21 protein-coding genes are annotated in these 19,379 nt (G+C 57.2%); 5 read left to right on the top strand and 16 right to left on the bottom strand.

Annotated features, from left to right (window positions below; translation table 11 throughout):
• Nucleotides 1-19: 19 nt before the first annotated feature.
• The 4 genes from FSO04_RS35955 to FSO04_RS35940 form a co-directional block, all read right to left on the bottom strand.
• The gene (locus tag FSO04_RS35955) at nucleotides 20-862 is read right to left on the bottom strand and encodes a pirin family protein (RefSeq protein WP_154566258.1); all 843 of its coding nucleotides are present in this window, start codon (nucleotides 860-862) and stop codon (nucleotides 20-22) included.
• Nucleotides 863-972: 110 nt separating this feature from the next.
• Nucleotides 973-1,818 (bottom strand): alpha/beta fold hydrolase, encoded by an 846-nt coding sequence (locus tag FSO04_RS35950; RefSeq protein WP_199203084.1) that lies wholly within the window; start codon nucleotides 1,816-1,818, stop codon nucleotides 973-975.
• Between the two features lie 32 nt (nucleotides 1,819-1,850).
• Nucleotides 1,851-2,189 (bottom strand): metal-sulfur cluster assembly factor, encoded by a 339-nt coding sequence (locus tag FSO04_RS35945; protein WP_154566257.1) that lies wholly within the window; start codon nucleotides 2,187-2,189, stop codon nucleotides 1,851-1,853.
• Entirely contained in the window at nucleotides 2,182-3,258 is a 1,077-nt protein-coding gene (locus tag FSO04_RS35940; protein WP_154566256.1) for an amidohydrolase family protein, read from the bottom strand. The genes FSO04_RS35945 and FSO04_RS35940 overlap by 8 nt, the downstream gene beginning before the upstream one ends.
• Nucleotides 3,259-3,683: 425 nt before the next feature.
• Here FSO04_RS35940 and FSO04_RS35935 point away from each other — a divergent pair, with 425 nt between their 5' ends.
• Nucleotides 3,684-5,069 (top strand): LLM class flavin-dependent oxidoreductase, encoded by a 1,386-nt coding sequence (locus FSO04_RS35935; RefSeq protein ID WP_154566255.1) that lies wholly within the window; start codon nucleotides 3,684-3,686, stop codon nucleotides 5,067-5,069.
• Nucleotides 5,070-5,196: 127 nt separating this feature from the next.
• Here the strand turns inward: FSO04_RS35935 and FSO04_RS35930 are convergent, their stop codons facing one another.
• The 8 genes from FSO04_RS35930 to FSO04_RS35895 all read right to left on the bottom strand — a co-directional run bounded on the left by FSO04_RS35930 (nucleotide 5,197) and on the right by FSO04_RS35895 (nucleotide 12,134).
• Complete coding sequence (locus FSO04_RS35930; protein WP_154566254.1) at nucleotides 5,197-5,841, bottom strand: NADPH-dependent F420 reductase; 645 nt, start codon at nucleotides 5,839-5,841, stop codon at nucleotides 5,197-5,199.
• 167 nt (nucleotides 5,842-6,008) lie between these two features.
• Nucleotides 6,009-6,452, bottom strand: coding sequence for an Rrf2 family transcriptional regulator (locus tag FSO04_RS35925; RefSeq protein WP_154566253.1), 444 nt, complete (start codon nucleotides 6,450-6,452; stop codon nucleotides 6,009-6,011).
• A 21-nt stretch (nucleotides 6,453-6,473) separates the two neighbouring features.
• Nucleotides 6,474-6,908, bottom strand: coding sequence for a DoxX family protein (locus FSO04_RS35920; protein ID WP_154566252.1), 435 nt, complete (start codon nucleotides 6,906-6,908; stop codon nucleotides 6,474-6,476).
• Nucleotides 6,909-7,139: 231 nt separating this feature from the next.
• Complete coding sequence (locus FSO04_RS35915) at nucleotides 7,140-7,901, bottom strand: SDR family NAD(P)-dependent oxidoreductase (RefSeq protein ID WP_154566251.1); 762 nt, start codon at nucleotides 7,899-7,901, stop codon at nucleotides 7,140-7,142.
• A gap of 41 nt (nucleotides 7,902-7,942) precedes the next feature.
• Entirely contained in the window at nucleotides 7,943-8,677 is a 735-nt protein-coding gene (locus FSO04_RS35910) for an SDR family NAD(P)-dependent oxidoreductase (protein WP_154566250.1), read from the bottom strand.
• Nucleotides 8,678-8,761: 84 nt separating this feature from the next.
• Nucleotides 8,762-9,079 (bottom strand): SMR family transporter, encoded by a 318-nt coding sequence (locus tag FSO04_RS35905; protein WP_154566249.1) that lies wholly within the window; start codon nucleotides 9,077-9,079, stop codon nucleotides 8,762-8,764.
• A 312-nt stretch (nucleotides 9,080-9,391) separates the two neighbouring features.
• Complete coding sequence (locus FSO04_RS35900; protein ID WP_154566248.1) at nucleotides 9,392-10,954, bottom strand: carboxylesterase/lipase family protein; 1,563 nt, start codon at nucleotides 10,952-10,954, stop codon at nucleotides 9,392-9,394.
• Nucleotides 10,955-10,982: 28 nt separating this feature from the next.
• Nucleotides 10,983-12,134, bottom strand: a complete 1,152-nt coding sequence (locus FSO04_RS35895; RefSeq protein WP_154566247.1) for an LLM class flavin-dependent oxidoreductase — start codon at nucleotides 12,132-12,134, stop codon at nucleotides 10,983-10,985.
• Nucleotides 12,135-12,471: 337 nt separating this feature from the next.
• Here FSO04_RS35895 and FSO04_RS35890 point away from each other — a divergent pair, with 337 nt between their 5' ends.
• The 4 genes from FSO04_RS35890 to FSO04_RS35875 all read left to right on the top strand — a co-directional run bounded on the left by FSO04_RS35890 (nucleotide 12,472) and on the right by FSO04_RS35875 (nucleotide 15,811).
• Nucleotides 12,472-12,978: a nuclear transport factor 2-like protein gene (locus FSO04_RS35890; protein ID WP_154566246.1), complete on the top strand. Its 507-nt coding sequence runs from the start codon at nucleotides 12,472-12,474 to the stop codon at nucleotides 12,976-12,978.
• A 39-nt stretch (nucleotides 12,979-13,017) separates the two neighbouring features.
• Nucleotides 13,018-14,052 (top strand): amidohydrolase family protein, encoded by a 1,035-nt coding sequence (locus tag FSO04_RS35885; protein ID WP_199203083.1) that lies wholly within the window; start codon nucleotides 13,018-13,020, stop codon nucleotides 14,050-14,052.
• A 261-nt stretch (nucleotides 14,053-14,313) separates the two neighbouring features.
• The gene (locus tag FSO04_RS35880; RefSeq protein ID WP_154566245.1) at nucleotides 14,314-15,378 is read left to right on the top strand and encodes a porin; all 1,065 of its coding nucleotides are present in this window, start codon (nucleotides 14,314-14,316) and stop codon (nucleotides 15,376-15,378) included.
• Between the two features lie 94 nt (nucleotides 15,379-15,472).
• Nucleotides 15,473-15,811 carry a BON domain-containing protein gene (locus FSO04_RS35875; protein ID WP_154566244.1) on the top strand — a complete coding sequence of 113 codons (339 nt, stop codon included), beginning with the start codon at nucleotides 15,473-15,475 and terminating at the stop codon, nucleotides 15,809-15,811.
• A 156-nt stretch (nucleotides 15,812-15,967) separates the two neighbouring features.
• Here FSO04_RS35875 and FSO04_RS35870 read toward each other — a convergent pair whose 3' ends face one another.
• The 4 genes from FSO04_RS35870 to FSO04_RS35860 form a co-directional block, all read right to left on the bottom strand.
• Nucleotides 15,968-16,915: a LysR substrate-binding domain-containing protein gene (locus FSO04_RS35870; protein WP_154566243.1), complete on the bottom strand. Its 948-nt coding sequence runs from the start codon at nucleotides 16,913-16,915 to the stop codon at nucleotides 15,968-15,970.
• A 54-nt stretch (nucleotides 16,916-16,969) separates the two neighbouring features.
• Complete coding sequence (locus FSO04_RS48860; RefSeq protein ID WP_372342378.1) at nucleotides 16,970-17,080, bottom strand: hypothetical protein; 111 nt, start codon at nucleotides 17,078-17,080, stop codon at nucleotides 16,970-16,972.
• A gap of 80 nt (nucleotides 17,081-17,160) precedes the next feature.
• Nucleotides 17,161-18,360: a bifunctional 3,4-dihydroxy-2-butanone-4-phosphate synthase/GTP cyclohydrolase II gene (locus FSO04_RS35865; RefSeq protein ID WP_168435961.1), complete on the bottom strand. Its 1,200-nt coding sequence runs from the start codon at nucleotides 18,358-18,360 to the stop codon at nucleotides 17,161-17,163.
• Between the two features lie 192 nt (nucleotides 18,361-18,552).
• On the bottom strand, nucleotides 18,553-18,783 hold the full coding sequence (locus FSO04_RS35860; RefSeq protein ID WP_154566242.1) for a hypothetical protein: 231 nt from the start codon (nucleotides 18,781-18,783) through the stop codon (nucleotides 18,553-18,555).
• Nucleotides 18,784-19,379 lie beyond the last annotated feature (596 nt).

Here is a 19,379-nt window from a genome sequence, read left to right as displayed (position 1 = left end):
TGCTGCGGGCAATGCGCGTTCAAAGGCGCCCTTGCTCAACGAGGCCACGACGGATGTGCTGGATCTGCGCCTCGCCAATCTGCAGAGCCTGCGCTGAAGTGTGGACAGAGTAATAGCCAAGCACCAGGTCATGGGGATGCGGGACGGCTGAGCCAATCACGTACTCGGCATCATCCAAGGCGAGGAAATCCACAGGTGTCTCCCCTGGTTCGAAGACAATGATCTCGCCATGCTCCAATACCTCCGGGATGGAGACTCGTCCTTTACCCATGGCCAGCCAGAGGACAGAGTGCCCCTGGGGCGGCTGATAACGCCAGCGCTCGCCCGCTTTGAGAGTAACTGCGAGATAGTTGATCGACATGGCTATTGCAGTCGAGCTTTTGGCACCCTCATGCTCCCCAAGCAGCACCCGGGCGGGCCCTATTTGCGGAATATCGGCTGCGGGCTGATAGACGCTTTCCGACGGACCGAGCTCCAAATCCGGCGGCAACGCGACCCAGAGCTGGAAACCACGTGTCAACCCCGGCTCGCCTGCTCCCCCCGCATGCCACACCCCCTTGCCGGCGCGCATCCATTCCACTCCTCCCGCACGCAGAATGCCGGTCGCGTTGTTCGTGTCTTCGTAGCTGACACTACCTTCGGCCACGTAGGTCAGCGTCGCGAGCCCCGAATGGGGATGCAGGCCGAAGGTCGGAAAGACGTCCCCACGATTGTCAAAGAGATCGAGGAAGACGAACGGCTTCAGGACCCGCCCCAGATCACCAGGACTCATCAGGCGCGTGATGTAGCCGTGGCTCTGGCCACGGGAACGATAAACGATGGCACGAGCCTGATCGGACTCGATAGCTGCGGTATTGGACATGGGACCTCTTGTAAGGCCGGAGCGAAACGGAAACGAAGCGGAAACGAAGATGCGTGTGATATCAATTTGCCAGGTCAGATCGGCGCCTTACGGCGCGTCAAACAGAAAGTTCAGGCGCCTTCCGTCAGAAACTCGATGATTAGCTTTCCTACCTCATCTGCCCTTTCGATGTTCGGGCAGTGGCCAGCGTTCGCGAGAACCGCCGCACGGGCGTCAGGAATGCACGCAGCGAGTTCGTCAGCGAACCCCGGAAGCCGCAGCCTGTCCCGATCCCCTGCAACGATCAGCGTTCTGGCTGTTATGTTCCCGTACGGCGTGCGATCGGCGCCGCCGAACTCAGTACGCACGGGCGCCTGCGGCGAGCGAAAGCGTGCCGCTGCGATCGCCTCCCACGCCCCAGGTGCGACACTAAGTGCATGGCGGCGGCGGACGTACTCGCGATCCTGATACCAGACGGGATCTTCGAATATGGCAGCGAGCAGACCAGCCATAGCTTCCTCGCTGCCGTCATAGTCGAGCAGGCGGCGGCGTTCTTCGTTGTCGGGAATGAAACCACCGCCGCTAATCGCGACCAGGCGATCTATCGGCAACCGGCACGGCCTTTCGGCAGCCATCTGGAGCAGAAAGGTTGCCCCCATCGAATTTCCGACGAAATGCGCTTTGTCCAGCGCCATCAGTTGAATGAAACGCACCATGTGCGACAGCATGCGCTCCCGCTTGCTGTCGAAATCATGAATCTTTGCAGTCCTGCCGAATCCAAGCCAGTCTGGGGCAATCACCCGGAAATGACGGGCGAGCGCGGGTATAAGATATTCCCAGCTCGTCTCGGCACCACCGCCAAACTCGCCGCTGTGAAACAGCACGACTGCAGGCCCATCGCCAGCCTCGAGATAATGGGTGCGCATCCCATCCACCTCGACATATCGGCTGCGATGCACCGCCTCAACCGGCGGCACGCGCCATGCCTGCTCGCTTGTGGCTACGGTGTTCACGACAATGCTCCCATTGGCCGCAGGCGGCGCAGTTCGGCGCGGGGGCCCGCCGCCATCATGTCCGGTGTCCATTCCGACGCAGGATCGACTGTACAGATAACCTTGCTGACGCCAGGCACGCGCGCCACCACCTGCTCCACCTGAGCAATGATATTGGCCGCTTGCCAGCAAACCGGACTGGTCAGGCGCAACCCAATGTGCGCCACACCGTCTTCGTTCAGCGTTACCTTCGTCACCATTCCCATGTCGATCAGGCTAATTGGAAGGCCTGTCGCAATCGAGCAGGGATCGACCACCTGATCGAGCATGGTTTGAATTCCGGTGGTCTCACGCATTGGAAACCTCCTGCACGGTTGAGAACGGTGCGAGCGGCCCGTCTGGCCGCCGGCGTGCGAATTCGTCGTCGCGCGTAGCTGAGAGGCGGCCTTCGAGATCGAGTCCCGTCATGCGGCCATAATTGTCAAACAGGATCGCGCGCTTGGCGGCAAGATCGAGTTGCGGAAGACCAGCGCCTTCGATCAGCGCCTCCGGAAAAGCGAATTCGCGTACGAACGTCTCCAGCAGCGGTTGTGGATGAAAGGCCATCGCTCCCGTGCCCCACAGAATCCGCTCGATAGCATGCTGCCCTCCTGGGCCGATCAACGCAGCCATCGCGTGAAGAAATGCCGCCGGGCGGCTTGCCGCCAGAGCGCTGGTGATCTCCAGATTGACATATACATTGTCGAACCGCGCGAGCTGCCACGCCGTCTCCTCGAGGAACGCCATGCCTCCGTGGACAACCTCGAAATTCAGCCCGGGGAAAGCCATGCATGCCCGGTCGATATCGTCGACCTTGTAATGCTCCATGGGCACAGGCCCAAGCGGAAGTGCCTTATGTACGGCAACGACCTTGATCCCCAGCTTCTCGGCCCGTTCGAACAATGGAAACGCGATCTCCGGATCGTCCATCTTCCATCCACGTATCTCGCTGCCAACCCAGCTGTTCGGATAGAGCTTGAGTCCGACCGGACGCAACAGTTCCACCTGCCGTTCCAGTTCATCCAGCGCGGCCTTACCGGTCATCGGATCAACGCCGCAGTAAGTGATAAACCTATTCGGCCATCGCGCCTGAGCCTCAATTGCCTTTTCCAGGCTGCACAACCCGTCCTTGAACGAGAATATGGGCAGAACGTGATAAACGGCGAGATCGGTATCGCTTTCGAGGAACACCTGCTCAGCCGCCTCCTGGATAGACCAGTCCCGATAGAATTGCGCCCGCGTCGGTGCGTAGCCATGCCGCGCTGTCGCCACGACCGATCCATAAACAAGATCGCATAACGGGGCGGCAAAGCGATTGGCGTAGTTCGCCGCATCCATGTTGTAGGCGTGCACGACAGCATCTAAAACGGGCAGACCATCAATCATCGTTCGCCTCCTCAGTGATTTTTAGAGAGTATCTCCATCGACTTCACTAACGTCCAGAACAGAAAACTCACAGCGTGATCTGGTTTCAAGATCAGGTGACATGCTTTGATTAGAGGACTACTCAATCAGCGACTGACAAAGTCAATTAAAAACATCGTCGCTCTGCCCCCTGTTCTCGAAGTGAGATTGCCCTATCAGGTTTTGCTGCTGGACATGCCGCGACATTCAGATAATCTATGCAACATAAGGAAGACACGCTGACCGGATGAAGATCGGCATCTTTGCCATGGTGACCGGGAGTGGCGGACGGGATCTGGCGCATCACGCGGGACGTGCTTCCGCTTATGGTGCAGGCCGGCCTGCGTGCGCCATTCGCCAACTCTTTTCAATAATTTAATTAGCATAACTTTAAATTGGAGAGTCTCATGACATCCCAGCGCCACATCGCTATCAACGCTTTCTATATGCCTTCGCCTACGCAATCATGGGCAGGAATGTGGCCGCACCCGCAGTCAACCGGAGCTGACTACAACAAGCTCAAATTCTGGATCGACCTCGCCAAACAGGCGGAATCGGGATTGATCGACTGCGTGTTCCTTGCCGATGCACTTGGCGTGCCGGACACATATGGCGGCGCGCCCGATGCCGCAATGCGAAGCGGCGCGCACTTTCCCGCCAACGATCCAATGTTGTTGATTTCGGCCATGGCCTCCGTTACCCGACATATCACCTTCGGTGTGACCGGCAACACCACTTACGAACCGCCCTATCTCCTTGCCCGCCGTCTGTCGACGCTTGATCAACTCACGGAAGGCCGGCTGGCATGGAACATCGTTACCGGCGTGATGCCATCAACCGCGAAAGCGATGGGGCAGAGCGAGATGGTTTCACATGACGCCCGCTACGATGTTGCAGACGAGTACATGGATCTTGTTTACAAGCTTTGGGAAGCCAGTTGGGAGGACGGCGCTGCGATTCGCGACCGTGCGCGCGGCATCTTCACCGATCCCTCCAAGGTGCATACGATTCATCATCGTTCCGAGCATTTCTCTTGCGACGGCATTCACTTGTGTGAACCGTCGCCCCAGCGGACACCATTGCTCTTTTCAGCTGGTGCCTCATCCCGAGGGATCGCCTTCGCGGGTCGACATGCGGAGTGCAGCTTCATGTCCACCAACAGCATCGACTTTGCCAGCAAAACAACTCAGCGATATCGCCAGGCCGCGGTAGCCGCCGGACGTACGCCAGATTCCATAAAAGTGTTCAATGCAACTACCGTCATCGTCGGTGCCACTGAAGACGAGGCGCGCGATCGGGTCCGGGAATATCAGCGCTACACAAGCGAGGAAGGAAATCTCGCGATTTTTTCTACTTGGCTCGGAGTGGATCTGTCGCGTTACGATCCCGACGCGCCGATTGACGTGGTCGAAAGCAATGCTGTCCAGTCCATCGCCGATTCCATGCGAGCTACCGGCGACATGGGCAAAGTGACGTTGCGCGACCTCGCGCGCTTCGCCAATGTCGGTGGAAGAGAGGCGTTCATTGTGGGCTCGCCCGATCAGGTCTGCGATACGCTGTTGAAATGGCGCGACGAAGCCGATGTGGATGGATTTAATCTCGTGCGTACCGTCGAACCTGATAATCTCCAGAATTTCATCGATCTGGTCATCCCACGTCTTCAGGAAAGGGGAGCCATCAAGACAGGCTATAAGGAAGGCACCATGCGCGAACAGCTGTTTCCGGAAACCGGACCCAGGCTGCGAGCAGATCACTATGGAGCGCGTTTCCGCCCCTCGGTGAACCGCCCATAAGGACCTCCCCATTTCTGCGAGCATGAGCCGGCATCTGAGGCACCCATCGGCAAGGACAACGTTGCCCGCCGCTCACTCGGTGAGCCGCGGGCAGCGCTTGTCCAGAACACCGGAGCCTCCCCTCGCCTCACACTTTGACGAAGCTGACTCCAGCCAGCGGGCCGAACGGCAACGATGCTAGCGGCCCGCCGACATCGAGCGCTCCAAGATCGACTGCGAAAAAGCCGGCCTTCGCGATAAGCGAGCGGACGGTCGCTTTGGCATCCAGGTCGTCACCCGAGTAAAACACCACGCGATTTCCACCAGACACTTCCGGCTCGTGCAGAACGTTCACATCGAGGTGGTTGAATGCCTTGACGAGACGCGCGCCAGGAACGAGATCGCTAACCACGCTGCTCGAGTGACGGCCGCCAAGATCGACTGGCTTGATACCGTAGGCAGCCAGCGGGTTGCCCGGGTCATTGGCGTCCGGTGAGTCCGGGTCGATCCATTCGACAGGATTGGTGCCGTCGACGACAATGCGCCCGTTCCATGCGGGCAGCCCCCAAAGCACTCGTTTCAGATCCACCCAGCGAATGGCGACGAAGACGATGTCCGCCTTGCCTGCTTCCTCCGTGGTACCGGCCTTGATCGCCGGACCGAGTTCCTGGACCAATCCCGCGAGGGATTCAGGGCCCCGGCTGTTCGAAATGATGGCCGAAATGCCCACCTTGGCGAACGCCCGGGCCAGGTTCGATCCCAACGCGCCTGCGCCGATAATGCCAATGCTCATGCCTTAATCCTCCAACAGTTAATTCGGCTCAGGCCGCCGTGGCCACCACGGCCCAAAGACCGGGGCAAAAAATACCTGCGAAATACGCACCGGCCCCGCACGCCATGCACATGCGTTCGACCAGGTATATATGTCGACGACACACCGACACATAGACGAAAGAAAACTCAGGAATGCAGAATTCGAGACTTCCCGAGCCGCGCCACCTCGGCAACAATATCGGCGATCGTGTACCTGGAAAGTTCGGCTTCGAGTGCGTTTCTGGCCCGTTGCAGCGCCGGGTGCATGGCTTCCTGGATATTAGCGCCGACCGGACAGGCAATGCATGGCGGTGTCCGAGGCAGGCTGAAGAGCTCCGCATCCTCGACCGCGTTATAAACGTCCAGCAGACGGATCCTTTTAACCGGCTTTGCTAGCAATGCGCCCCCGCCGGCGCCCAATTGCGACTTCGTTAGACCTGCGTCGCTCAGCCGCGAAAGCAAGCCACGAATGACCACCGCACCGGTGTTTACCGAATTGGCCAGATCCTCCGAACGCAGCGGCTTGCCGCCGTTGACGGCAAGTGCAGCGAGTGTGTGGACAGCGACGGCAAAGCGAGTGCTGGTGGGCATAGACTGGATCGAGCAATACGACTAAAGCGCAGACGGAGCCACAATCGAAGCACGACGATTGATCCGACGGTCGATACTGAATGCACCCGCACCATGGGCTGAGAAGGCCAGAAGGCCGCCCGCCATGGCGACGTTCTTGAGGAAGTTGAACATTTGACTCTGGTCGCCAAATGCATGATGGAAGATGATCGCAGTCACAACGCAGTAAATCGCCAGTACCCACGCTACGACGCGAGTGCGGTACCCAAGAATCAGCGACGTCGCGCATACCAGTTCAAGTACCATTGAACCGATATACCCCAGCAGCGGTGCAGGCAACCCTAAGGATGCGATGTAACCGATAGTAGGGCCCGGCGAAATGAGTTTTTCCACGCCACTGATAACAAAAATTATCGCCATGAGAAGACGCCCTGCCAAAAGGCCCACGTCGTTGTTCGAGTAACCCGAAGTGTTCATTTCAATTCTCCACGAGGGATTTCCAGCTTGATGATGGGGGTGACATAAATCTTCGTACGAGTTGGCTCCATTGCCCTATTCCATCCCGTAGTTATAGATAGACGTCAACTGACCGGCTCGTCACAAGCCTTCGCGTATATGCGTGCTGTCCATATCGCATAAGCTAGTGGCGTCGTGACATCGTGTCCAACGGCGAATTCAGATGGCATGATCGAAAGTGGTGATAGTGGATCACCAGGCAAGCATTCCACCATCCACGATCAAATCTGTGCCGGTGATATAAGAGCTCTCGTCCGAAGCCAGGAAGAGTGCCGCCTGCGCCACCTCTTCTGGTTTTGCGGCGCGGCCGAGCATAATCCGACCGAGCACGTGATCGGCCCATTCCTTATTATTAAGCTGCTCGCGGGTCTGGTTGGTCTCAGTCACTCCCGGGGAAATGGAATTGGCACGGATGCCAAATTCACGCCCCTCCATCGCCATCTGGCGCGTCATCGCGATGACACCGGCCTTCGATGTGCAATGCGCCAAAGATCCGAGCGTGCGTACCGTCGTGTACGCGTTCGCGGAGGCCGTATTGACAATCGTGCCGCCGCTTTTCTTAAGGTAGGGCCAGGCAGTGCGAGTGAGGAAGAAAACGAGACTGACCTCCTCGTTCAGGCTGCGCGTCCATTCTTCATCTGAAATATCTTCAATCCAGTTGAAATAGGCCATCGCTGCATTGTTGTAGAGTACGTCGATCCGGCCAAAGCGCTCAATCGCGAGATCGACCAAGGCGCGGCACTCATCCGAATGAGCGAGATTGCAGGGATGCCGGGAGACCATTTCGCCGCCTGCAGCGAACACCGCCTCTACCGTAGCCGCGGCAGCTGCTTCGTTTAAATCGCACCCTACGATACGCGCGCCTTCTCGTGCGAATAGCAGCGCTGCGGCGCGCCCCATGCTCCCACCCGTACCTGTGATAACGCAAACCTTATCCTGAAGCCTGCCTGTCATGGTTGTCCTCTCATATTGTTGATGAGGTTGGTCGGCTAACACTAGCTGACCTTATAGAGCCCACCGTCAACGACCAACGCCTGCCCTGTGATAAACCCGGCCTCCTCACTCGCAAGGAAGGCGACCGGACCGACAAGGTCCCGCGGCTCCGCTATTCGCTTGATTGCCTGTTGCTGCCAGACGGCGCGTTTCGCGTCCTCGGGCATGCCAGCCGTGGCAGGCGTATCGGTCAGGGACGGGAGTATCGCGTTACAGGTGATCCCGTCGGCGGCGACGTCATTGGCGAGACCTCGCATAAACCCGATCGCGCCCATTTTCGTCGCTATGTAGGCACTGAGCGCCTGCTCCGCAATGCCGATCGAATTGGACGATATGGCAATGAATCGACCATAGCCATTCTTGCGCATGCGTGGCACGAAATGCTTCGCGCTATAGAATTGTGCGTCGAGATTGACTGCGAACCCCCTACGCCATGTGTCGAAGTCCAGTTCGTCAATCAGGCCACGCGGAAAGGCCGCGGCATTGTTCACGACGATATCCAGACGGTTGAACCTTTCGTCTATGGCATGTCCGAGTTTTGCCCATGTCGCCTCGATTGACACATCCCCGGCGAAAGCCATTGCCGAATCTCCGGCTAATTTCGCCGATTCGGCCGGCGCTTCCAGATCGACCAAAACAACTTCTGCACCGCATTGCGCAAGCTTGACCGCAATAGCGCGGCCAATGCCTCGGCCCGCGCCGGTGACGATGGCCACCTTGCCTTTCAACGATGTCATGTGTCCCCTCCAGCAGAATTCAGTGCCTGGCACAAGCGTCCATCTCACTTGCCACCGAGCGGATAAAAAACACGACTCGATCTCCTAAGCCAGGTTTCCAATGACAACGCCCGCGATGGCGATCACCCCGCCAATTCCCTGAAAAACCGAAATCCGTTCGCCGAACGAGAGACCTATGAGGAACGAGCCGATCATTACGCCAACGGTCAACGCTGTCACTGCGGCACTAACCGGCGCTCCGGCAACCATCGCTCGCCCCAGGAACCAAAGCGTCAACATATTGGCGAGAATCATTCCAAGGGTGGGCCATGGCAGTGTCATGCCGGCGCAGAGCTTCATGAAATAGACGGCAATGAGATTGGCGGCGATGGCAATCGCGACCATGACGTAGCTAACAGACATTTTGTCTCCTCCAACGATAAGTATCAGCGGTGCCCTCCGCCGTAGGTCTCCGAGCACATTGTTTTGATCAGCAATTTCGTCAACCTACCTGGTTCAACGCGTCGAATTCATACCGCCAGGCACAGCGGCAGACGCAAAATCGAGAATCTATCCTCCTTATATCATTTGCATTCCTTATCATCATGTTTATAAACAGATTGTTAAATGATCGCCTCAACCTGCGGCGAACTCCCGAAGCGCTTTTATCGAGCAAGAGAAACTCGCCGCTCCTAAAAGACTCTCACTGCCTGGACCAACCAAGTGCGTCTCCACCTAACCGGTGACATAGCTCGCAGCACGTCGTGCACCATAGTGTGCATCCCAATAGCGGAGATGCTCAAGCCAGGGCACATGGGTCAAGCCGATGTCATCGTTGAACGCCATGACACGCGGTGCGGCTGGATCGAAAACCGGCCAATCTGGAAGACCCTTCGCCGCCGGACGGCCGGTACGGGCGAATTGCACCCAGGCAGCGCGGATTGTCTTGCCCAAAGCATAGTCCCCGGGTTGCCATGGCCAATCTCGCAGACTAAAGCGATCGAAACTAAAGAAGATAGAGCTGCAGTGAAAAGCGCCCAGCGGCCTTGGGAAGGCCTGTTCGTCGTAACTATCAGCCGGCACTGGGGGAGCTTTCTGAAACTGGTAGTAGTAGACGTCGTGGCCACCTGCGGCATGAAGATGGGCCCATGTCCAATTCTGCCAGGTGAATACGCGGTGACTATTGGCCTTCAGGCTAGCGGCAAGCGCTTGCGCGTCTGTCGCGGCTGGGTAAAGCGCAAGGAAGCGCTCCGCGCTATCGCCATATTCTATTTGAACGTAGTCGCGATACGCTGCGAGACTGGGGGAGAAACCGATCACGAGATCCTCATTCGCCACCGACCCAACGAGTAGCGGGACAGCAGCTTGCTGCCGGCTCTCAAAGATCTGATAGCTTCCCGCCGGCAGTACCGCCCCATCCACAATTGGCTGAGCCGCGTCAAAAATCCCCTGCATATTGGTGCCGTCGACACCGCTCGCTGCGCGGATCGTATCGACATCGAGCGTCCGGATGTCCAGGTTGGCACCGTCTGTGATACCGTCGGTCCAAGCTTTACCCGACCGTGTTGCTGCCGCAAGAGATTGCCAGCGATCAGCAACACCGCTATCTTCAGCCACGGTACCGAAACTTCCGCCGCTCTCAGCGATCGCTCGATGGAACAGGCCGCGTGCGCGGGGCGATGCCATGAGCAGGCTGACGCTGGAGGCGCCCGCAGAAATGCCGAAGATAGTCACGCATCCAGGGTCGCCGCCGAACTCAGCAATGTTGTCCCGCACCCACTGGAGCGCCGCGATCTGGTCAAGCAGCCCGTAATTGCCGGAAATGCCCTCGTCATTTTCCAGAGAAAGCTGAGGGTGGGCGAGAAAACCAAGTTTCGCCAAACGGTAGTTAATGGTAACGAACACCACCCCGTCACGCGCCCATGCGTCACCATCAAAGAAGGGAGTCGATCCTGATCCAAACTGGAAGCCACCGGGATGGATCCACAGTATCACCGGACGCTTCTCTGCGGCATCCTTGGCCGCCGTCCATACGTTGAGATACAGACAATCCTCTGACTGGCTTTCAGTGCCAAAGGGGAGAAGCGAATTACCTAACATCGATTGTTGAATCGCAATGGACTTCGCGCGCGTGGCGTCTCTCACCCCGCTCCAGGCAGCCGGAGGCTGCGGAGCACGCCAGCGCAGATCGCCAACAGGCGGCGACGCGAATGGAACGCCGCGAAACGCAGTCACCTCGCCGTCCACGGACGGCTCTCCCCTCAACTGCCCCTGGCTTATCGTTACGATCTCGTTCATATTTAACTCCTCACATGCCGACAAGCGATCAGGTCCGACTCATCTCGCTCTGACTCCGTGCGGTGAAAGGCGCACGCAGGCCAGTCTGCTCCATAAGCGGAAGCACGTCTCGGGTGAAGCGCCCGATCCCGTCCAGCGGATCAACCCAGGTCAGCAGAATGCCGTCGAGCCCGCAGTCCGCCAGCATCTCCAGGCGCTCCGCAATACGCGCCGCGGAGCCTATCAGCGGAAAACCGCCACCGCTGCCGGCCATGCGCTGACGGAAAGCCTTCAATGCCTCGGGTGACATGAGCTTTGCGTGCTCCTGCTGCATCTGCATCCACGCATCGACGCACGCCTTGTCTTCATACTCGACAATGCAGCGGTGGTAATAGGCATCCGCCTCCGCCTGCGTATCACGCTGCATCACCATCGAATTGGTCCATACCTGGATCTCGCGGCCGAACTCCTCTCTCGCCAGGCGCTTATACTCGTCCACCTGGTGCCGGATTGCCGCAGGCGACTCAGACTGGATGATGAGGAAGCACATATCGGCGTTCTCGCACGCAAATTGCCGGCCCCGGTCCGATCCACCTGCATTCATGATCGGCGGATTCGACTTCTGCACTGGCTTGGGCATCGACGATCCACGCACGACATCGAAGAAGTCCCCATGAAAGTCGAATTCCTCATGAGATTGCCAGAGCTGGCGGATAACGGCGAGCCATTCCGACAGATGGTCGTAGCGTCGATCATGTTCCTTGAAGGGCGCACCGAACATCTCGAGTTCGGGCTTGTTCCAGCCACCTACGACATTCAGCCCGAAGCGGCCGCCGGAAATGATATCGATCGTCGAGCTCTGCTTGGCCGCGAGGATAGGATGGATCGTGGGGGCATGCGAGGTTGCAAAGACGGCGGAATAGCGCGTCGCCTGCGCAATGCCCGCTGCCCACGTGAAAGGATCCATCGTGAGGCCAGTGGAATCGTCATTGCCACCTGTTACCCAGCCTTTCCAGCGGGCGTAGGAGACAATCGCCTCGAAACCGGCTGCGTCTGCCATCTGCGAAGTCTTCACCGACAGGTCCCAGGTTGGCTCATAGGCTTCCGGTACCGTCGTCATGATCCCACCTCTGCCATTTATGGCAAAGATGCCGATCTTCATCCGGTTGGCGTTGAAGATCGGATTGGTCGAGCCAGGCATCAATGTCCCTCCTGCAGGTCTCTGCTTATGTAAACGTATGCGACGCTCGACACGGTCGGCGCGTCTTCCTTATGTCGCATAGATTATCCGGCTGCCACGGCATGTCCAGCAGCAAATGCTGATTGGGCAATCTCACTTTGAGATCTCATTCGGCAGTCGCAGTGACCCAGTCTGAAGGCCCGAAGGACGTTCACAAGATTCGATCATGCCATCAGGATTTGCCGTTGGACACGCTATGAAGGCGGCATTAGCTTATGGGGTATGGGCTGGCACGCATAGACGCGAAGGCCGTGACGAGCCAGTCAGTTGAGCTCTATCTACAAGGAGAAGACAGAATATGGCAACCCCGCAGACCCGTACCAAAGCTCTGATGTGGCAAGGCAAACCCTTTTCAATCGAAAGCTACACAAACGGCCCCGTCTTTGTGGCGGACACTGACCTGAGCCGGGCAAACAAGGAAGTGTTTGAACGCCATCTCGTCGCGGAATGGTCGAGCGACATCGAAGAAACGATGGCGACGGTTCATCCGGTTGGCTCCTACCAAAGAATTCCGGCACTCGGCGTTGACGTAGACAGCTTTAACGGCATCCGCGAGTTCTATCTCGACCGTTTCGAAAAGTGGCCTGGTCCGGCGCTCAAGTCTTTTACGCGCGTGACCGTCGTGGACACCTACATCTACGTCGAGGGAGAGTTCGACGTGGAAGCCGCCGGGGACGACCTGCAAAGTCTCAACGTTTCCGGAAAGTCGGTCAAATCACCGTGCATGATCGTACTCGAGTGCCGGGACGGTCTGCTCGTTGGCGAGATCGTCTACATGGACAGCGGCGCGCTCAAGGTTTCCTGACATCTGAAAGCGCAATAATCCGGCCTCCGCGGTGAAAAATTGGATCGTCGCGACGAGCGGGTTATCTCAACAGGAGAGAAGATGAGGATCGTAGCTCTTGAGGAGCATTTCCTTGTTCCCCCGCTGGTCCACGCCCATTTTGATGCCAGCAGCAATCCCGGCTATTCCCCGGAGAGCGACATCGTACTAGGGGATCTCGATGTTGGCCGCCTTGCTGCCATGGACGAGCACGGTATCACTCAGCAAGTCATTTCCGCGAGTATGCCCGGGGCCGATCTTCTAGACGGTGGTGCCGGAATCCGCTTCGCCGAAGAGACGAACAATCGCCTGGGCGTTGCCGTGCGCCGGCATCCGAACCGGTTCGGCGGATTTGCTCATCTGCCGATGCGAGAACCTGACGCAGCCGCAGACGAGCTGGAACGCGCCGTCTCCGATCTCGGTTTTCGCGGTGCAATGGTGAACGGACTCACCGATGGCCGCTTCCTCGATGACGAACGTTTCACACCGGTGCTGGCTCGGGCTGTCGCGCTCGATGTGCCGATCTATATTCATCCCAATCTGCCACCGAAGGCGGTATATGACTGTTACTACGACGGGCTGCCAGGTCGAGCCGGGCCGTTGCTTGCATCCGGAATATTCGGCTGGCATTCGGAGACCGCGATTCATGTCCTCAGGTTGGCACTAGCCGGAACATTCGAGAAATTTCCCGGCTTGACGGTGATTGTCGGGCATATGGGAGAAATGCTGCCTTTCATGCTCGGACGTGCCGATGACGTGCTTTTGAGCCGTGGCGCGAACCCGATCAGCCACACGATCGTGGATAACGTGTACATAACAACATCGGGTGTATTTCACCTGTCACCTTTCCTGAACGCACTGACTGCATTCGGTGCGGACAGGATCATGTTTAGCGTGGATTATCCGTACAGTGCCAACGCACCGGCGCGAAAATTCCTTGATGCTCTGCCGCTGTCCCCCGCGGATCGGATCAAGATCGCGCATGGCAACGCCGATCGGATTCTCAAATTGGACGCCTCCACCAAGTTTGACGCGCATGCTCAAACAGCAATGTAATTTATCTCGCACCACATCACATTAGGGGTCGCTGCATAGGTCAGTTCGGCTCCGCCCGTTCGGAGGCTCACGCGCAATATTTGCGGTTTGATCCGGCACATCAATTTGGACTCCAATATATATTATAGATGAATAAACCCTGACATTTCTTATTATAAAAGCGATTTTCTTACGCGCCGATGATGTGTTTTTTCTTTATCTTAAGGACTGACGTGCAGAATTGAATTAGACATATTAAATGACTACATTAGGAGACGAAATATGAAAAGAAATCTCGTTTGCGTGATGTTAACCTCGCTCGGTGTTTGTGCGGCGCACGCCCAAAGCTCTCTGACGCTTTACGGACGTGTGGCTGCTGATATTGATTTCGTGAACCACGTTGCGACTCCGAACGGCAGCAAAAACCTCTTTCGGTTTGGCAGCAATCAGTACGGGGCAAGCTTTCTTGGTCTTCTCGGCAAAGAGGATCTTGGCGGGGGGACGAAAGTAGTCTTCAACCTGGAAAATATGTTCCTTGCGGGAACCGGCCAGACAATCGGGGATGCTTACTGGAATCGTTATGCGTACGTCGGCCTGTCAAACGACACCTACGGCAGTTTGTGGGCTGGCCGTGCAATGGTGTTGTCGGACGCGACTGAGTGGTACCTCGATCCGTTTGTCGCACAGCAGACCAGCGTCCTCAACTTTTCCAGGTACCGCGGAACTGGACAGGCGGTGAACGCTTTGACCTACAATTCGCCGGAGATGCACGGCCTTTCGTTTCGCGTGCAAAACGGCTTCGGGAATACCGCTGGTAACTTCAAGGCATCGCGAACATTCAGCGCGAGCGTGCAATATTCTTTGGGCGGATTCACTGGCTACGGACTCTACGACGAGCGTCGGGACGCGAACGGAAACTTCTCGGGCCTGTACAGCAACTCGAGAGAGTATATGGCTGGTGCCACGTACCAGTTGCAGGCGTGGAAGTTCTACACGGGCTACCAGCAACTGGTTTCCTCGGGATCGGATACTGTCGTCGATTCGACCAACACCGTTGGTGCGACACGAGCGAGTCAGGAGTGGGTTGGCGTGTCTTATCAGTTCAATCCGGCACTTCAGCTACAGGCTGCGTGGTACCACACCAATGTCAACCACGGCGGCGGAACTGCCAACCTCGCTGCCCTGGGCGCGACGTACAACCTCTCGAAGCGCACATTTATCTACGTGGTGGTTGCCTCAATGTTCAACGGCGCAAATGCAGCGTTTCCTGTAGAGACGCAAGATTCGCCACCTGAGCAAGGACATAATCAGCAAGGTGGTTACATCGGCATCATGCACATGTTCTGATGTGCTTAGGAATGGCGCTAACACGCGATAACGCTATGAGGAAGTTGCGAAGCGGTGAAGTTTTGGCCTCTAATATCTATTAGGAGATGTCTCGATGAAATGTAAGTTTGCCTTTTTGGTGTTTTGCCTTCTCACGTCAGCGTCAATGGGTTCTTATGCCCAGACAAGTGAGGCTTCTGCCCCAACGCCTCAATCAGCCAAGTCGACTAGAGCCGCCGATCGTGCGCTTTCGAAACAAGTTCGAGTGGCCCTGATCAAGGCGAAGATTGTCGACACACCGACCATCTTCGTGCGTGCGAAGAATGGATCGGTCACGCTCGCAGGCTCGGTCAGCGACCAGTCTCAAATCGAGCGTGCCGGCGAAGTCGCCCGAGGTGTAAGTGGAGTAAGCTCGGTCAACAACGCACTGACGATCCGTCAGCCCGGTCAATAGAATCAGACTGCTCTGGGTGTCATTCAATGGCCCGTGCCACCCAGACGGTCGTTTGCCCCCTAAACAATACAATTCATTGTAGGGATTGACGACCGCATCCAAAACACGCAGACCATCAGCCATCGTCTCCCTTTCCAGTGATTTTGATGAAGTATCTCAATCGACTTCACTAACTTCCAGAGCAGAAATCTGCTGGAACGGTCTAGCTTCAAGATCAGGTGACATCCTCTGAACGACTCGTCTAAATTGATTGATCGCGACATTGGTGCTGGTCGCGGCCTTTCGCCACGCGATCCGCAGCTCATAATTGGGTAACGGATCGGTCAGGTACGCATAAGATGCGCCGGTAGAAAAGTTTTCAGCAACCCATTTCGGTGCGAGTGTCACACCGATCCCGGCGTTGACCAACGACATCAGGGTATGAAGCTGCTCAGCCTCCTGTGTCACCCTGGGCATGTATCCCGCCCCGGAACAGGCCGCGACAATCATCTCCAGCATCCGGGTCCGCTTACGCGTGGGGAACAGGACGAAAGGCTCAGTCGCCAGTTCTCGCAATGAGATGTCACGGCGACCGGCGAGGCGGTGTTGCTTAGGCAGTACAGCCACGAAGGGAGCAGCAGCGAAAGGTTCAGTACAGATATCCGCATCCAGTGGCGCAGGTGACGGAAAGATGGCGATATCGATCGCCGAGGTATTCAGCGCTTCGATCTGCGCGATGCGGTCAAGCTGCCGCAATTGCAGATCAATCGACGGAGCTTGACTGCGAAACTCACTCAAGATTGCCGGCAAAGTCGCCCAGAGCGCGACGTCAACGAAGCCGATCGTCAAGCGGCCGACCGTGCCGCGAGCGCAAGCGCGCACCCGTTCCAGCCCTTCGTCCGCCCGTTGAAGGATTGCATAGGCTTCTGGCAGAAAAATTTCGCCTGGAATGGTGAGACCTACCTTCTGGCCAATGCGTGTGAACAACGTGAAATCAAGCTCCTCCTCCAGGAGCTTGATTTGCCGGCTAACCGCCGACTGAACGACATTTACCTTTTCGGCCGCACGACCGAAGTGCAGCTCTTCGGCAACAGCCACGAAATATCGAATCCTGCGCAGATCCATGGGGATCACCTCAAGAGTCAAGTGCAACGTTTAGCAAGTCCAGCGTTTGGCAACTCACTGACCACGACGAACTCGGGCGCATCTCAGCCAGCTAATAGACGACGCGCCGTGGCGCGCCAGTTCACGCAAGACTGTCGAGGCGCTTCGCCCAAACAGTCGTGCAATGGCCTATGTGGCGCCTCTCTAACGATGTTCGATCATGGTGACCGCGCGCTCTTCCGTGTTGAGCGTCTGTTTTGCAAACGTCAGTCCAGCATGTGTCCGAGCACGGCTTGTTTTGTTTTCAGATAGAAAGCGTTTTCGCTGTTTGGTGCCGTGACGAGGGGCACGCGTTCCTCGATGCTCAATCCGAACCCGGAGATGCCTTGATACTTGCGCGGGTTGTTTGTCATCAGCCTCATCTTTGTTACGCCCTGGTCATGGAGAATCTGGGCGCCAACCGCGTAATCTCGCGCATCCACCTGGAGACCCAACTGCAGATTTGCCTCAACGGTATCGAGGCCCTCATCCTGCAACGCATAGGCCCGAAGTTTCTCGGTCAGTCCGATGCCTCGCCCTTCGTGTCCCTTGAGATAAACAATAACGCCGCGGCCTTCTGCTGCAATCTGGCTCATCGCCAGATCAAGTTGTGCGCGGCAATCGCATCTGATCGATCCGAACACTTCTCCAGTGAGGCATTCCGAATGAACACGCACGAGAGGCGAGTCGTTTCCCGGCAATTCGCCCATTACCAGCGCGGCGTGTTCCTGCCCAGTAATCGTTTCCTTATACCCATACACCGTAAACACACCATATCGGGTGGGCAGACGCGCGACCGACATGCGTTCTACGATGCATTCATGCTTGCGGCGATACGCAATCAAATCCTTGATCGTGATAATGGGCAGCGAATGTGTTCGCGCGAACGCCATCAATTGCGGCAACCTCGCCATCGTTCCATCGTCGTTGACGATCTCGGCCAGCAAGCCACCAGGCGCCATCCCTGCGAGTCGCGCGAGGTCAACCCCTGCTTCGGTGTGTCCGGGACGACGCAATACGCCGCCGCGCACCGCACGCAACGGGAAGACGTGTCCCGGCCGGTTAAACTCCGCAGCGTCGGCATTCTCGTCGACGAGTGCCCTGACAGTGATGGCACGATCGGCCGCCGAAATTCCCGTCGTCGTACCGATGCGATAGTCCGTACTCACCGTGAATGCAGTACCCATCGAATCGCTATTGTTCGCCACCATCAGCGGAAGCGATAGCGCGTCCAAACGCTCCCCCGGCAGCGATACGCAAAGCACTCCGCTCGTGTAGCGCACCATAAAGGCAATGTCGGCCTCAGTTGCGGCCTGCGCAGCCATAATCAGATCGCCTTCGTTCTCGCGGTTTTCGTCGTCCACTACGACGACCATCCGCCCGGCCGCAATCGCGCCAATTGCGGTATCGATCGAATCTGTCTTCACGTTCTGTCTCCTTCATTCCCAGATCAATATGGCACTGCGCCTGCGATCAGGCTGAAGCACCGTTCGTGAAACTACGAGATCTGCGGGCGGGAAAGTCGCCGACAAAGTCCTGCCCGCCTGCGTCCGATAAAAACACCCGCTCGCACCGCACATTGCCCCAGCCTGCGGCACGGGCCACAATTGCGTCAGGTTCTAGCAATCATTGCCGGCCTCGCGGCCTTGAGTGTTCGCCGAGTCGGCTCGGGCATCCGCTTCGGTCAGCACCTGATGCCTGGCAACCAATGGGACCGTGACCACCACTGCCTCAGCAAAGCGTCGCAATGCCTGCACCGAGCCATGCACGCTGCTGTATTCCTGCGTGCCGATGCGACCATCCAGCGTGATGTGCATCCCTGAAGCGATGGCCAGTTCGATAATGTCCATCAGTCGTCTCCTCCTACACATGGGTTCCCCGCCAATCCCGGCAAGCAATCGACCCATACGATGTGGTTCCTGGGTGCCAGTTTTGCCCCACACAACAGGTACATCTGCGTCGCGACGCAATTAATTTTGAGCGAACGTTGGCTTCTTCGAGGCAGGAGGAAAAACACTCCATGACCCATCGTCGTGACGGAAAAAGAATATTTTGATTGCAACACCGGCGCCAGTCGATTCGAAGCACACGCAGCGACCTACAGGCGAATGCACACGCGATGATCGCGTAAGTCGATAGGCGCCGTCAGACGGGAAACCAAACCATTTCTCAATGAGCCACCGCAACGAATTTCCATCCGCACGCATTTTGGGCTCCTAATTTCCTTTACTGAATCACTCACCCCGCTTTGCCTTCTCGTCACTGACGACCGGATCCACTCGCGAGTCATCGGGCGCGCGTACTGCCGCTCGCTTCGCACGTGGTGCGCTTCCTGAAGTGCCATGCTGGACGGCGTCGATGAGAATCATCGGCCTCGCCGCAATACTATCGGAGCGCCTGCGATATCCGTCTACGAGAACACAGCCGATTTTAAAATCATCAAATA

It is taken from the genome of Paraburkholderia madseniana (assembly GCF_009690905.1).
GTDB lineage: Bacteria > Pseudomonadota > Gammaproteobacteria > Burkholderiales > Burkholderiaceae > Paraburkholderia > Paraburkholderia madseniana.
The sequence above is the reverse complement of the archived record's forward strand: the minus strand, read 5'-3'. Positions and strand labels throughout refer to the sequence as shown.